General features: G+C 72.9%; 7 protein-coding genes and 1 tRNA gene. 1 reads left to right on the top strand and 7 read right to left on the bottom strand.

All coding sequences use genetic code 11. The features are described 5' to 3' along the window. Positions 1-74 precede the first annotated feature (74 nt). Complete coding sequence (locus tag SNA_RS00425) at positions 75-872, bottom strand: glycerophosphodiester phosphodiesterase (protein ID WP_044362470.1); 798 nt, start codon at positions 870-872, stop codon at positions 75-77. Positions 873-1,439: 567 nt separating this feature from the next. Next, entirely contained in the window at positions 1,440-1,913 is a 474-nt protein-coding gene (locus SNA_RS00415) for a hypothetical protein (protein WP_241779501.1), read from the bottom strand. A 225-nt stretch (positions 1,914-2,138) separates the two neighbouring features. Between SNA_RS00415 and SNA_RS00410 the strand changes: the two genes are divergently transcribed. Continuing rightward, positions 2,139-3,875, top strand: coding sequence for a CDP-glycerol glycerophosphotransferase family protein (locus SNA_RS00410; RefSeq protein ID WP_241779500.1), 1,737 nt, complete (start codon positions 2,139-2,141; stop codon positions 3,873-3,875). 31 nt (positions 3,876-3,906) lie between these two features. On the opposite strand, the gene SNA_RS00405 is transcribed toward SNA_RS00410, so the two are convergent. The 5 genes from SNA_RS00405 to tmk form a co-directional block, all read right to left on the bottom strand. Beyond that, positions 3,907-5,922, bottom strand: coding sequence for a tetratricopeptide repeat protein (locus SNA_RS00405; RefSeq protein WP_030065682.1), 2,016 nt, complete (start codon positions 5,920-5,922; stop codon positions 3,907-3,909). 385 nt (positions 5,923-6,307) lie between these two features. After that, positions 6,308-6,381, bottom strand: a tRNA-Thr gene (locus SNA_RS00400). An 82-nt stretch (positions 6,382-6,463) separates the two neighbouring features. Further along, a complete protein-coding gene (locus SNA_RS00395; protein WP_030065683.1) occupies positions 6,464-8,071 on the bottom strand; it encodes an alpha/beta hydrolase in 1,608 nt (535 codons plus the stop codon). A gap of 668 nt (positions 8,072-8,739) precedes the next feature. Continuing rightward, the gene (locus tag SNA_RS00390) at positions 8,740-9,990 is read right to left on the bottom strand and encodes a DNA polymerase III subunit delta' (protein WP_044362466.1); all 1,251 of its coding nucleotides are present in this window, start codon (positions 9,988-9,990) and stop codon (positions 8,740-8,742) included. Between the two features lie 245 nt (positions 9,991-10,235). After that, positions 10,236-13,445: a dTMP kinase gene (gene tmk, locus SNA_RS00385; protein WP_044362464.1), complete on the bottom strand. Its 3,210-nt coding sequence runs from the start codon at positions 13,443-13,445 to the stop codon at positions 10,236-10,238. Between the last annotated feature and the right edge of the window lie 61 nt (positions 13,446-13,506).

The raw sequence follows: 13,506 nt of genomic DNA, 5'->3' as shown, positions 1-13,506 counted from the left end.
ACCGTGCGACGGGGGCTCGGGTGCGCCCGGAAGCGGCGCCGCACAAAATCACGACAATGCCGCAGCATTGCGCCCTAGGTGACGACCCCTTCAATCCCCCGGGCCCGCGCCCATTTTACGGTCGTGTTCTTGCCCACATCCCAGGCGTAGATCTCCAGCGGCCTGCCGTGCGGGCCGCGCAGCCGGTGCACGGCCTTGATCCAGCGCGAACTGAGCGTCGACATACGGGGGTTGATCTCGTCGGCGAAGCGGGCGTATCCGGCCAGCCGGTCCAGCGGGGGCGATCCCAGAATTCCCGTACGCACCTGGGGCACCAGCCCATGGAACGTCTTGATGCATGGCACGCCGAAGCTCTGGACGACGAGCCGGTGCCGGACGTGGTCGCGGTCCAGCCAGCCGTGGTGGCGGAGTTCGCGGACGACGTCCCGCTCGATTCCGGGATAGGTCCCGGGGGATTTGATCTCCAGCAGGAGGCGCTGGCCGTTGGCGTCCAGCCGGCGCAGATAGGCGGCGAGGGTGGGCACCCGCTCCCCCGCGAACCGCCGACCGAACCAGCTGCCGGCGTCGAGCCGCGCGATCTCGGCCGCGGTGAAGTCCCGTACGCGCCAAGGGGCCCGCCCCGGGAACACCGCTTCGGCGTCGGTGGTCCGGCGCAGGGTGGTGTCGTGCAGGACGACCAGCTTGCCGTCCTTGGTGCGCTGGACGTCGTTCTCGACCCAGAGGAATCCGCGATGGTGGGCGGCGTCGACGGCGGCGAGGGTGTTTTCGGGGGCGTACCGGGAGGCGCCCCGGTGGGCGATCACCAGCGGCGCACCGCCGCCTGCCGTGGGCACGGCCCCCGCCGGGGACAACGGGACGGCGGCCATGGCCATGAACGCGATACCGGCAGCGGCGGGCCGCAGGGGGGCGCGAAGCGGCCGGTGCGGTAGGTGCGGTCGGTGTGACCGCCTCCGGTCACACCATCGCTCCCGTCCGCGCAGCCACCTACGCACTCGTCTCCGCTGCATGGGGAGCCTCCTGGTCGCTGGCCTCACGATGCCTCGCTCTCCTGAGGGGCGCCATGTAGGGCGGGCATTCGGGGTGGTCCGCCGCCGCCCCGGCCTCCGTCGCCGTCCTCGGCATGCTCGCGACCGCGCAGGCGGCAGACGCCACCACCACCCGGCACGCCACCGCGAGCCAGGCTCCCTCCGCCCCCTCCGCCCCCTACGTCATCAACCACTACGGCGAGCAGAACGCCGACAACGGCCACCCCGAGCGCAGCCCCAAGAACCTGGTGCTGTCGGAATTCACCTCGGCCCACGGCCTCGCCTGGAAGCAGTGGGGCGCGCGGACGGCCGTGGCCGCCCGGTGCGTGCGATGCCGAAGACCTGCACGGCAGGCGTCCGCTCGCCACCGGCTGACGCGGCGCCACCGGCTGACGCGACCCGCCCCGACGTTCATCAGGTCGACGTCGGGTCGTGCAGGCACTCCTGGGCCGCCGAGACGAACGCCTGCTTCGCGTGCTGGAGATCGTCCGGCGGCTCATGACGTCGCAGGCAGTCGACGAGATGGTGCGCTGCGGCGGCAATCTCGGGCGGGCCTTCCAAGGCCACCCCGCTCAAGGCCCGTTGCAGAAGGGCCTCGTCGTCGGAAGCTCCCCTGCCTGTCCGATCGGTCAGGATTCTGGCTTCCGCGGCACCGAGGAACTCCACGTAGGTCTGCCGCCGCAGGGCGAGTGAGCGCTGGCGCGCCTCGGCCTGGGTCGTGAGCCGAACGGACTCGACCAGCGCGTCTGCTTGTCGGTCGCCCGCATGCCGTGCCGCCTCGGCCTGGCGGATACCGGCGCTGCGGCTGTACCAACCGGTGACGACGCTGCCGGCGATCGCCGATCCTGCGGCGATCAGCGCAACTCCCCATTCACTCATCCCACTCATCCGCCCGTCCTCCCCCACTCCCCCATCCCCGCTCCCCCATCCTCCCGGTCCTACGGAGCGATTCGACGAGCTCTTGCAGATGTGGGCCGGAGATCACTCCCCGTTACGGCACTCTCCGTTACGGCACGCACCGGGCGGTACGATCGGATCATGTCGCCGGAGGAAGCAGGGAAACCCACCTCTACCTGCGAAAACACCCCATCTCGCCCGCCCTTCCCCACTACGATGAACGATCGGGCGACGGGCGACGGGCGACGGGCGACGGGCGACGGGCGACGGACGACGGACGACGGACGACGGACGACGGACGACGGACGACGGGTCGTGCTGTTCGCCGCTCGGTCGGCGGTGGCGCTGTATCGCCTGCTCGACGTGTCCCCGGTTTTCTCCGGCGATCACCGGATCACTCGTCTCTTCACGTTGGTACCGGGCTCCGACTTCGGCGTCGACGTGCTGTCCGCCATCGAAGCCGTCGGCGGCCGGACGGTGCCCTGGAGCGAAGCCTGCGCTGGCACCTACGACCTGGTGGTCGCCGCAAGCCCCAAGGGCGATGTGCCCATGCTCCGCGGCACACACGTACTGCTGCCGCACGGCGCGGGCTTCAACAAATCGCTCCCCGAGGAAGGTTCGGCCGACTCGGCATCCGGCCTCGACCCCGCGTATCTGCTCCGGGCGGACGATGCGGCGCCGATCGCCCTGCACGCGGTGGCCCACCCCGAGCAACTGGCCCGCCTCGCCGCCGTGGCCCCGCAGGCCGCCCGGAACACGAAGGTCATCGGCGACCCCACTCTCGAACGCGTCCTCGCCTCGTATCCCCGCCGCGACCACTACCGGACCGCGCTGGGCACCGGCCCCCGAAAGCTGCTCGTCCTCGCCTCGACATGGGGACCCGATTCCCTGATCCGGCGACGACCGGAACTGCCCGCCCAGCTCGCCGCCCATCTCCCCCACGACGCATACCAGTTGGCGCTCATCGTCCACCCCAACGAGCGGAGCCTGCTCGGCACGTATGAGCTGACCGAGCGGCTGGCACCGGCCCTCGACGCGGGGATGATCCTCGCGAACCCGCACGAGGAGTGGGCTTCCGTGCTGATCGCCGCCGACGCCCTGGTCACCGACCACGGATCGACGGCTCTGTATTACGCCGCCCCTCAGGACCGGCCCCTCGTCAGCGTGAGCCGGGACTGCGCGGAACTGATACCGGGCAGCCCGATGGACGTACTCCTCGGCCACATACCGGAGTTGGGGTCCGCCGAAGCGATAGAGGATGCGGTGCGGGCGTACCGGCCGGGGACCGGACGCGCCGCCGCCCAGGCCGCCTTCGCGTATCAGGGCAGCGCCCTGAACCGGCTGCGCGGCGAACTGTACGCGCTCGTCGGTCTCACCCCACCGGTCCTCGGCAACCCCCTCCGGCTCCTGCCCGACCCCGCCCCCGCCGCCCGGGCGGCCACCGCATTCGACGTCCACGCCGAGGTCACCGCGGAGGGCGCCCGTATCGTGCGCCACCCTGCCGGAATGGGCCCACCCGGCCACCACCTGGCCGTGGAACACGGCGCCGCGACCGAGCAACTCACCCGTTCCGCGGGGCTGTTGTACCGACACTCGGCGCCCTCTACCGCGGCCCCGGCGGACCTGAGCTGGTCTGCGGGCGGTTGGACGCGGCACGTCCTGGCCGAGTATCCGGGCTGCCGCGCCGCCGCAGCCGTACGGCGCGACGGACCGTGGCTGCTCGACGTCCGCGGCCACCCACAGCCCTACACCGTTCAGGTGGAGCCGCGGCCCGAAGGCGGCCGCATCGCGCGTATCGACCCCGCCGCCGCCATATCGGCCGTTCACGCCTGGCTGATCACCCACCGGACGAAGCCCGCCGCACCGACCGTGCTGACGTGCCACATCGGCGAACGGTCCGTTCGCGTCCTGCTCCGCCCGGCCACGGCCGACGAGACCGGGCGAGAGATCTAGGTCAGGGGCAGCGATCCAGGTCCAGGTACGGTCAGACCAGCCCGTTGCGCCGCCGGATGTCGTATGCGGCCGCACGGTGTTCCCCTGCCGCCGCGCCGCGCCCTTCCGCCCCCTCCTCCAGTTGGGCCATCGCGTCGTGGATCCGTGCCTGATCGAATCCCGAACGCCGCTTACGAGCACCCCGCAACGACTGCTCGTAGAGTCCTCGGGCCTCCTCCGTACGGCCGAGGCGGCGCAGAACTCCGGCGAGTGCGAAGGCCGTTCGCCCGGTCATCCGCTCGCGTTGCAGCGTCACGGCGGCCTCGTGCGCTTCGGACAGCAGGCGGTGTGCCGTCTCCAGCTCGCCCAGTTTCGCCCTGGCTTCTCCCGCCCGGTAGGTCTGGAGCATGACGCCGTAGGGGTTGGAAATCGCCAGGTGCAGATCGCGGGACCGGGCGAAGGCGTCGGCGGCGGCGCGCCACTCGCCCCGTGCGCCGGCGAGCATGCCCCAGGACTCGATCACCGAGGCACGGAGCTTGCCGTCGTCCTTGCCGTCCCCCAGCAGCCCCACGGCGGCGTCGGCGGCGGTGAGCTCCCGCTCCGCGTCGCTCAGTTCTCCCGCCTCCCACAGTGGACGGGCGAGCTGACAGCGCGTACGCACCAGCCACGCCGCGTTCTGTCCGTGCCGGACCGCGGCGGCCACGGCGAGCCGGAAGACCTGCACGACGTCGGACTGGTGGGGATGGTCCAAGGCGTAGGTCCACACCGGCTCGGACAGGGCCACGGCCTCGGCGTCCATGCCGCGCCCGTAAGCCAGGCGCACGCACGCGAACAGTGCGTGGCGTTCGTCATGGAGCCAGCGGGAGGCCCGTTCGGCGCGCTCGGCCCGGACCGCGTCGTCCGCCGCCTCCTGTGGATCCTCCAGCGGAACGTCCGGTGCGCCGGGAACAGGGTCGAAGACCTCCGAGACGACGAGCCGCCGACCGGCGGAAAACCCGTCCGCCCGTTGGGCCTGACGGACGAGCCAGCGCAGCACCCGTGTCTGCGCCGCGGCCACCTCACCGTCCTCGGCATCGCGACGGGATCGGCGCAGGGCGTGCGCGCGCAGTGGTCCCGGCAGCCTGATACGGCCGTCCTCCACCCCCGGAACGGCGCGCAGATCCAATAATCCGGCCCGGTCCAGCTCCTCAAGAGCCTCCTGACATGCGTCCTGTCCCAGCCCCAGCAGCGCGGTGGCGGAGTCCGGCGTGAACGTCGCCCCGGGATGGTGGGGCAGCAGCCGGTAGAGCAGACCCGCCGGGCGGGACAGGCCACGGCACACCGTGTCCCAGACCCGCTCGACGCCGGGCACTCCTTCCTTCTCCCACTCGCCGTGCAAAGCCGAGATCAGGCGGGGCAGCGGCCGCAGCCGGTGCGCACGCACCCATCGGCCCGCAACGTGCAGAGCCGCCGGCAGGCCGTCGCACAGCCGCACCAGCGCCCGCACCGACTCCGGGTCGGCGGCCAGCCGGTGATCGCGGACGATCAGCCTCAGCAGCTCCGTCGCCGCCAGCTCCTCGAGCGGCGGCAGCGCCAGGTCGACGGCCGCCCCGTCCTCCAGGTCGTAGAGCGGACCGTGGCTCGCGACGATCACCACGCTCCCGCCCGACGCCGGAAGCAGGGGGACCACCTCCGAGGCATAGCGCGCGTTGTCCACGATGAGGACGAACCTGGCCTCGGCGGTCTTGTTCCAGTACTGCCGGCACCGCGCCGTGAACTGCGCCTCCACCAGCTGCGGCTCCACCCCGAGCGAACCCAGCAGCTGCGCCACCACGTCCCCGGGATCCACTACCCCATCCAGCCGAAAATCGTCGAGGTCCACCGACAGCACGCCCTCAGGGAAACGGTCGAGCAAGGTCCGCGCGAGCAGCCGCGCCAGCTCCGTCTTCCCCAGACCGGCCGGCCCGCTCAGCGCCAGCACCAGCGGCCGGGAACGCCCCCGCCATTCCTCCACCGCGCGAAGAGCCCGCTGCCGTTCCTCGTGACGGTTGACGAAGTGCACCGGCTCCGGCGGAAGTTCCACCCTCATATGACCCCTCATACGACCCCTCTCAGTCCCTTCGCCCCAACAACCCACTCTAGAGCGGGCCGTTCGCGGTTCCGGGCGACCGGGAGGAGTCGCTGGAGGCTCGTCAGATGCTTGCCGCGCGATCCGGATACGTGCCGATCAGCGGCCCATCGCCCCGCGGGCCGATGGAGAGGGAGCCAAGGGGCTGTACGACGGAAGCCGTCACACCGCCGGTACGAGCCTCGACGAACTTGGCACGGACATGCTCACGACCACAGACCACAGACCACACCTGAGCCCAGAACTGAGACCGCCATCACCCACACGGAACGCCCCCGGCACCGAGGCCGCCTCCACTGAACGAAAAACCCCAGGTCGAAATGGTTCCGACCTGGGGCTTTCACTGAGCCGCCTTCGGGATTCGAACCCGAGACCTACGCATTACGAGTGCGTTGCTCTGGCCAACTGAGCTAAGGCGGCGTGGTGCGCGGCCCAGTCTACACATTGCCAGGGGGTGCTTCGGTCCGGGTTTAGGGGCTGGTCAGCGGGTGGGGCGGGGAGGTCAGGTGCAGCGCTTGTTTTTGGGTGGGGTGGTGCCGTCGAGGAGGTAGGTGTTGATGGCGGTGTCGATGCAGTCGCTGCCGCGGCCGTAGGCGGTGTGGCCGTCGCCCACGTAGGTGAGGAGGGTGGCGCCGGAGAGCTGGCGGGCGAGGCCCTGGGCCCAGGTGTAGGGGGTGGCGGGGTCGCGGGTGGTGCCGACGACGACGATCGGGGCGGCGCCCTTGGCCTCGATGCGGTGGGCGTTACCGGTGGGCTTGACGGGCCAGTAGGCGCAGTTCAGGGCGGCCCAGGCGAAGGAGTCGCCGAAGACCGGGGAAGCCTTGCGGAAGCCGGGCAGGGCGGCCTGGACCTGGTTGGGGGCGGTGAAGGCGGGCGGGAGGTCGAGGCAGTTGACGGCCGGGTTGGCGTACATCTGGTTGGCGTAGTGGCCCTCGGCGTCGCGTTCGTAGTAGCTGTCGGAGAGGGCCAGCAGGCCGCGGCCGTTGCCCTGCTGGGCCGTGGCGAGGTAGGCGCGCAGGGTCGGCCAGGACCCCTGGTCGTACATGGCGGCGATCACACCCGTGGTGGCCAGCGATTCGGTCAGCTTGCGCTCCTCACCGGTCGGGAGCGGGTGGGCGTCGAGCCGCTTGAAGAAGGCGGAGAGCCGGTGGCCGGCATCCGCGGTGTTCTTGGTGCCCAGGGGGCAGTCCTTGCGCTTGATGCAGTCGGCGGCGAAGGCGGTGAAGGCGGTGTTGAAGCCGGTGGTCTGGTTGATGTTGATGGTGCGGGAGTCGAGCGCGGGGTCCATGGCGCCGTCGAGGACCAGTCGGCCGGAGCGGGTGGGGAAGAGGCCGGCGTAGGTGGCGCCGAGGAAGGTTCCGTAGGAGGCGCCCACGTATGTCAGCTTCTTGTCGCCCAGGAGGGCGCGCAGGACGTCCATGTCGCGGGCCGCCTCGATGGTGGAGACGTGCGGGAGCAGCTTGGCTGAACGGGCCACGCAGCCCTTGGCGAAGGAGCGGTAGGCGCTGGTGAGCTTGTTGACCTCGGCCGAGGTGTCGGGGGTCTGGTCGGTCTGGGTGAAGCGGTCCATCTGCCGGTCGGAGAGGCATTCGACGGGGGTGCTGCGGCCCACACCCCGGGGGTCCAGCCCCACCATGTCGTAGCGCGCACGGACCGCCGCCGGCTGGGGCGCGTACTGCTCGAGGTACTCGATCGCCGAACCGCCCGGGCCGCCCGGGTTGACCAGGAGGGAGCCGAGGCGGGTACCGGGGCCGGTGGCCTTCTTGCGGGCCACCGCGAGTTTGATGTCGGTCCCCGCGCTGGGCTTGTCGTAGTCCAGCGGCACCTTCATCGTGGCGCACCGGAAACCGGAGACGCTGCACGCGTGCCAGGTCAGCTTCTGGTCGTAGTACGGGCGGAGCTTGGCCGGGATGGCGGCCGGGAGCGGTGCGAGGACGGACGAGCCGCCGTCGGCGGTGGAGTGCTCGTCACCGGCGTCGTGCGCGCTGCCGGGGGAGGGCACCGGGCCGGTGGCGGCCGGGCCCGACGATGAGCAGCTGGAGATCAGCAGTGTGGCGGCCGCGAAGACGGCGGCGGCGGTGGTGCGGAGCAGGCGGCGGCTGGTGGCCATGGGCGATCGGTCCCTCGGTCTCGGTCCCTGGTTCGGTCCCTGGTGTGGTCCCTCGTGCGGTTCCTGACGCGGTCCCTGATGCGGTCCCTCGTACGGTCCCTGGTTCGGCGAGGTGGGGAGATGGCGTGGCGTGCGGGGTGGGTGGGGTGGGCGCCACCGCCGGATGCGGTGGTGGCGGCGGGCTGCTGCGGTTTTGGTGGTTGCGGCGGTGACGGGTGTGGGCTCGGGGGTGCGAAGGTGATCTGGAACGGAGCGTATCCAGGGTGGGACGGTATGTGCGCTCTGATTCGGTCCGTTCCGGGGCGTTCGCGTTGCTCCGCGCGTCCGGAGAGTGCGGGGCGGTTTCCTTGCTGCCCACGTCAGCGGATGCCCTGACGGGTCCGGAGCAGGGGCGGGAGAGCGGTGGAAGGGCGTGCGGGGTCGTCGGGCTGATCGGCGTATGGCGGGCGGGTAGGCGGGGTGCCGGCGGGCGGGGCGGGTGCGCACGGCGGTACGGCGGTGGCGAGGCCCCCGGCCTGGTGGCGATCCGGCCTCACGGCGATGCGGCCCCGTGCGGCAGCCGTCCCGTGCGTGCGAGGTGGAGTGGTATCTGTCTGCACGGCTCCTCTCGGTGGTGGTGCCGAAGAAGCGGGTCGGTGAGGGTGCGGAAGCGCGGGCCCGCCCGGTGCTCAGCCGGCCCGCAACGCTGCCGTCATGGCCTCCACGGCGAGCAGCGGGGCCACGTTGCGGTCCAGGGCCTCGCGGCAGGCGATCACGGCTTCTATACGGCGCAGGGTGCGTTCGGCGGTCGAAGCGGCCGCGATGCGCTGGAGGCTGTCGCGGACCTCGTCATTGGCCAGGGGCACGGCGGCGCCCATCTGGAGGGCGAGGACGTCGCGGTAGAAGCCGGTGAGGTCGACGAGGGCCAGGTCGAGGCTGTCGCGCTGGGTGCGGGTGGCGCGGCGCTTCTGCTTGTCCTGGAGTTCCTTCATCACGCCGGCCGTGCCACGAGGTAGCCGGCCGCCGGTCCCGGCCGCGGCGCCGAGGGCGGCGCGCAGTTCCTCGGTCTCCTTGGCGTCGACCTCCTCGGCGACCTGCTTGGCGTCCTCCCCCGCGGCGTCGATCAGCTCCTGGGCGGCTTTGAGGCAGCCGCCGATGTCGTCGATGCGCAGGGGGAGTTTGAGGACGGCGGCGCGCCGGGTCCGGGCGCGCTCGTCGGTGGCCAGGCGGCGGGCCCGGCCGATGTGGCCCTGGGTGGCGCGGGCGGCGCGGGCGGCGGTCTCCGGTGCGATGCCGTCGCGGCGGACCAGCACCTCGGCGACGGCGTCGACCGGCGGCGTGGTGAGGGTGAGGTGGCGGCAGCGGGAACGGATGGTGGGCAGAACGTCCTCGATCGAGGGGGCGCACAGGAGCCAGACCGTACGGGGCGCGGGCTCCTCCACGGCCTTCAGCAGGACGTTGCCGGCGCCTTCGGTGAGGCGGTCGGCGTCCTCCAGGACGATCACCTGCCAACGGCCGCCGGCCGGCGAGAGGGAGGCGCGGCGGACCAGGTCGCGGGTCTCCTTGACGCCGATGGAGAGCAGGTCGGTACGGACGATCTCGACGTCGGCGTGCGTGCCGACCATGGAGGTGTGGCAGCCGTCGCAGAAGCCGCAGCCGGGAGCGCCGCCCAGCGCGCGGTCGGGGCTCACGCATTGCAGGGCGGCCGCGAAGGCACGGGCGGCGGTGGCCCGGCCGGATCCGGGCGGGCCCGTGAACAGCCAGGCGTGGGTCATCTGGCCGGCGCCGCGCTGCCCGGCGGGCGCCGGTGCGGCCAGCGGGGCCTCGGCCGCCGCGCCCGCCGCATTGTCGGCGGTCACGATGGCGTCCGCGTCGCGGGCGGCCGCGGCGAGCTGTTCGGTCACCCGGTCCTGGCCGACCACGTCGTCCCACACCGTCATCGCGCTGCCCGCCGTTCCTGTCCGTCCTGCTTCGTGCCCGGCCGCGTCATGGCCGGGCGGTACGCACCGTGCGCCCCGAACCATCGCTGTGCCCCATTGTGGTCCACCCCGCTGACAACCGACCCCCGAACGGGTGCCGGGTCCGCCCCTCCGTAGATCGGCCGCCCCCGCCCCCACGCACACCGGCCGCGTCCGCAGAGCGTTCTGCGGGCGCGGCCGGTGCCGTACGGCAGGGCGGCGGGGGCTCAGCCGCGGCGGCGGCCCCGCCCCCGGTGGCCCTCGTCGTCCGCCGCCTCGTCCGGGCGCGGGCCGAGGAGTTCGTCGGCCAGGGTCGGCAGATCGTCCAGCGGGGTCTCCTCCGCCCAGTCCGGGCGGGGGCGGCTGCGCTGCGGCTCCGCCGGGTGACCGGTGGCCGGGTCGATCTGCGGGAGTTCGCGGGTGCGCTCGGTGCCCGATTCGGCGGGGGCGGGCTGCTGCGCCGCGCCGTCCGCGTCCTCCTTGCGGAACATCCACGACGGCACCCGGTCGGCGGGGTCGCCCCCGTCCCGTACGGGCGGCAGCACGCTGGTCTCCTCCGCGTCCGGCCCAGAGCCGTACCGCGGCAGCACGCTGGTCGCCTCGGCGTCCGGTGCGGCGCCGTACCGCGGCAGCACCGCCGTCTCGTCCGCCGTCTCCCGCGGGGCCTCGGGCTGCGACAGCGATTCCGTACGCTCCGTGTCGGAGGCACCGCTTTCCGTTGTTTCACGTGAAACATCGGCCGAATCCGGCGCGCCGTGCTCGACATAGCGCTTCCGCAGGTCCGCGACCGGCGTCTCCTTGGTCGGCGCATCCGCCGCCGCAGCGGCCTCCGCCTCCGCGGCGGCAGCCGCCTCGGCCGCCTCCTTACGGGCCTGCTCGGCGCGCAGCAGGGCCTCCTCGGCCTTGCGCTGCTTCTCCAGGCGGCGTTCCTCGGCCTCCCGGCGCAGCCGCGCCTCTTCCTCCGCGCGCTTGCGCAGCCGCTCCTGCTCGGCCAGGCGGGCGCGCTCCTCGGCCTCGCGGCGCTGCCGCTCCGCCTCCGCCGCCTGCCGGGCCTCCTCGGCGCGCTTACGCGCTTCCTCGGCCTGGCGCGCGGCCTCGCGAGCCCTGGCCGCCTCTTCCTCCTGCCGCTTGCGCTCCTCTTCCTCGGCGCGCAGCTTGGCCAGCTGCTCCTGGCGCTCGCGCTCCAGCCGCGCTTCCTCCGCCTTGCGCGTGGCCTCTTCCTCGGCCCGCCGGCGGGCCTCCTCCTCGGCCGCCTTACGGGCCTCGGCCTGGGCCTTGAGCTCGGCCTCGGACAGCGGCAGGACCTGGTCGAGGCGGTGCCGTACGACGGTGGCGACCGCCTCCGGCTCCTGTCCGGCGTCGACGACGAGGTAGCGCGCCGGGTCGGCGGCGGCCAGGGTCAGGAACCCGGCCCGTACCCGCTCGTGGAACTCGGCGGGCTCCGACTCCAGCCGGTCGGGGGCCTCGGTGAAGCGCTCTCGGGCGGCCTCGGGCGAGATGTCCAGCAGGACGGTCAGATGGGGGACGAGACCACCCGTCGCCCAGCGGTTGATCCGGGCGATCTCGGTGGGGGCGAGGTTGCGCCCGGCGCCCTGGTAGGCGACGGAGGAGTCGATATAGCGGTCGGTGATGACGATGGCGCCGCGTTCGAGGGCGGGGCGGATGACGCTGTCGACGTGCTCGGCGCGGTCGGCGGCGAACATCAGCGCCTCGGCGCGGTCCGAGAGCCCGGAGGTGGACACGTCCAGGATGATCGAGCGCAGCCGCTTGCCGATGGCGGTGGCGCCCGGCTCCCGGGTGACGACGACCTCGTGGCCCTTGGCGCGGATCCACTCGGCCAGCGCCTCGACCTGGGTGGACTTCCCGGCGCCGTCGCCGCCCTCCAGGGCGATGAAGAAGCCGGTGGCGGCGGGCGTCTGGTCCGGGTCGCCGCCGCGCAGCGCCTCGCGCAGATCGCGCCGCAGCGGTACGCCGTGCCGGTCGTCGGCCTTGCCCAGCACCCAGGCGGCGACCGGCAGCAGCAGCGCGCCGACCAGCATCAGGGTGAAGGCGGCGCCACCGTGCGAAAACGTGAAGCTGCCGTTCTCGAAGCGGTGCGGGCCGATGACGGCGGCCAGCAGCGGAGCGACAATGGCGGCCAGCGCGACCGCGAGGCGGACGACGGCGTGTAGATGCTCGGTCGTCCGCGCCCTGCGGGCCTCCTCGACCTCCTGCTCCAGCAGCACATGGCCGGTGTTGGCCGCGATACCGGCGCTCACCCCGGCGACCAGCGCCAGCAGCAGCACCGTCGTGGTGTCCGGGACCAGTCCCATGGCCAGCAGTGCGAGCCCGGTGAACGCCACCGCCAGGGCGAGCAGCCGACGCCGGGAGAGCGCGGGCAGCACCTTGCGGGCGCCGCGGATGCCGACGGCCGTACCGCCGGTCAGCGCGAGCACCAGCAGCGCGAAGGAGGCCGGGCCCGCGGCCAGGTCGTAGGCCATCAGGACGGCCAGCGCGACGGCCGCGGCAATCCCGGCGGCCACGGCGGCGCAAGCCGGCACCAGCAGCGGGATCGCGCCCGTACGGCCCTTGTCGGCGCCGGATCCGGCGGCCTTGGGACGGCGCAGCCCCTCCAGCGGGGAGCGCGGCCGCGGCGTCTGCCCATCGGGCAGCTCGAGGAAGTAGAGGATCGACACGGACGCGGCGAACAGCCCGGCCGCCAGATACGAGCCCAGGGCCGCCTGGTGGAGCTGGAACCACGCCACGCCGGCGCCCAGCAGCTTGCTGACGAGGGTGATGACCACCAGCGCCGCGGCCGCGGTCGGCAGCGCGAGGAAGGCGGTGCGCAGCGAGAGGCGACGCAGCGCCTCCATGTTGTCCGGCAACGGCCGTACGGCGGCGCCCTCGGGCGGCGGCGCGGGCAGCAGGGCGGGCGCGGCGCTCTCCCGGGCGACGGTCCACAGGCGTTCGGCGACGCCGCTGACGAAGACCGTGACCAGCAGCCAGGCCAGCGCATTGGCGGGCGTCCAGTCGATCCACAGAGGCGCGACGACCAGCAGCGCCAGCCGCACACCGTCCGCGCCGATCATCGTCCAGCGCCGGTCCAGCGGCCCCGAGTGCGCCGTCAGCGCGGACAGCGGCCCCAGCAGGACGGCCCCGAAGAGCAAGGTGGCCAGCATCCGCGCCCCGAAGACCGCGGTGACCGCAAGGGCGGCACCCCGGTATCCGCCGCCGAAGACGGCCTGGCCGCCCAGCGGGACGTACAGCGCCGCCTGAAGGGCGAGAAGGACCAGGACAAGCATGGACAGGGCATCGCCGATGCCCCCGACAAACTGGGCGCTCCACAGCCGCTTCAGCGGAGGAAAGCGCAGCAGCGCCCGTACGGCGCGCTCGCGGGAGTCCGCGGCGAGGGCGTCTGAAGTGGGGGGCACGACCGTTGGCTGCTCGGCTCGCGTCATCCTGCCAGCCTATCGGGACGGTACGCACTCCCGGGCGCCCACCCGAACAAAGAGGCGGGCC

The organism is Streptomyces natalensis ATCC 27448, assembly GCF_000935125.1.
In the GTDB taxonomy this organism is placed as follows: domain Bacteria; phylum Actinomycetota; class Actinomycetes; order Streptomycetales; family Streptomycetaceae; genus Streptomyces; species Streptomyces natalensis.
The sequence above is the reverse complement of the archived record's forward strand: the minus strand, read 5'-3'. Positions and strand labels throughout refer to the sequence as shown.

Bases quoted from the DNA above. Each gene is read 5' to 3' on its own strand.
- SNA_RS00395 (WP_030065683.1), bottom strand. From the start codon at position 8,071: ATGGCCACCAGCCGCCGCCTGCTCCGCACCACCGCCGCCGCCGTCTTC.
- SNA_RS00425 (WP_044362470.1), bottom strand. From the start codon at position 872: ATGGCCATGGCCGCCGTCCCGTTGTCCCCGGCGGGGGCCGTGCCCACG.
- SNA_RS00390 (WP_044362466.1), bottom strand. From the start codon at position 9,990: ATGACGGTGTGGGACGACGTGGTCGGCCAGGACCGGGTGACCGAACAG.
- SNA_RS00410 (WP_241779500.1), top strand. From the start codon at position 2,139: ATGAACGATCGGGCGACGGGCGACGGGCGACGGGCGACGGGCGACGGG.
- SNA_RS00415 (WP_241779501.1), bottom strand. From the start codon at position 1,913: ATGAGTGGGATGAGTGAATGGGGAGTTGCGCTGATCGCCGCAGGATCG.
- SNA_RS00405 (WP_030065682.1), bottom strand. From the start codon at position 5,922: ATGAGGGTGGAACTTCCGCCGGAGCCGGTGCACTTCGTCAACCGTCAC.
- tmk (WP_044362464.1), bottom strand. From the start codon at position 13,445: ATGACGCGAGCCGAGCAGCCAACGGTCGTGCCCCCCACTTCAGACGCC.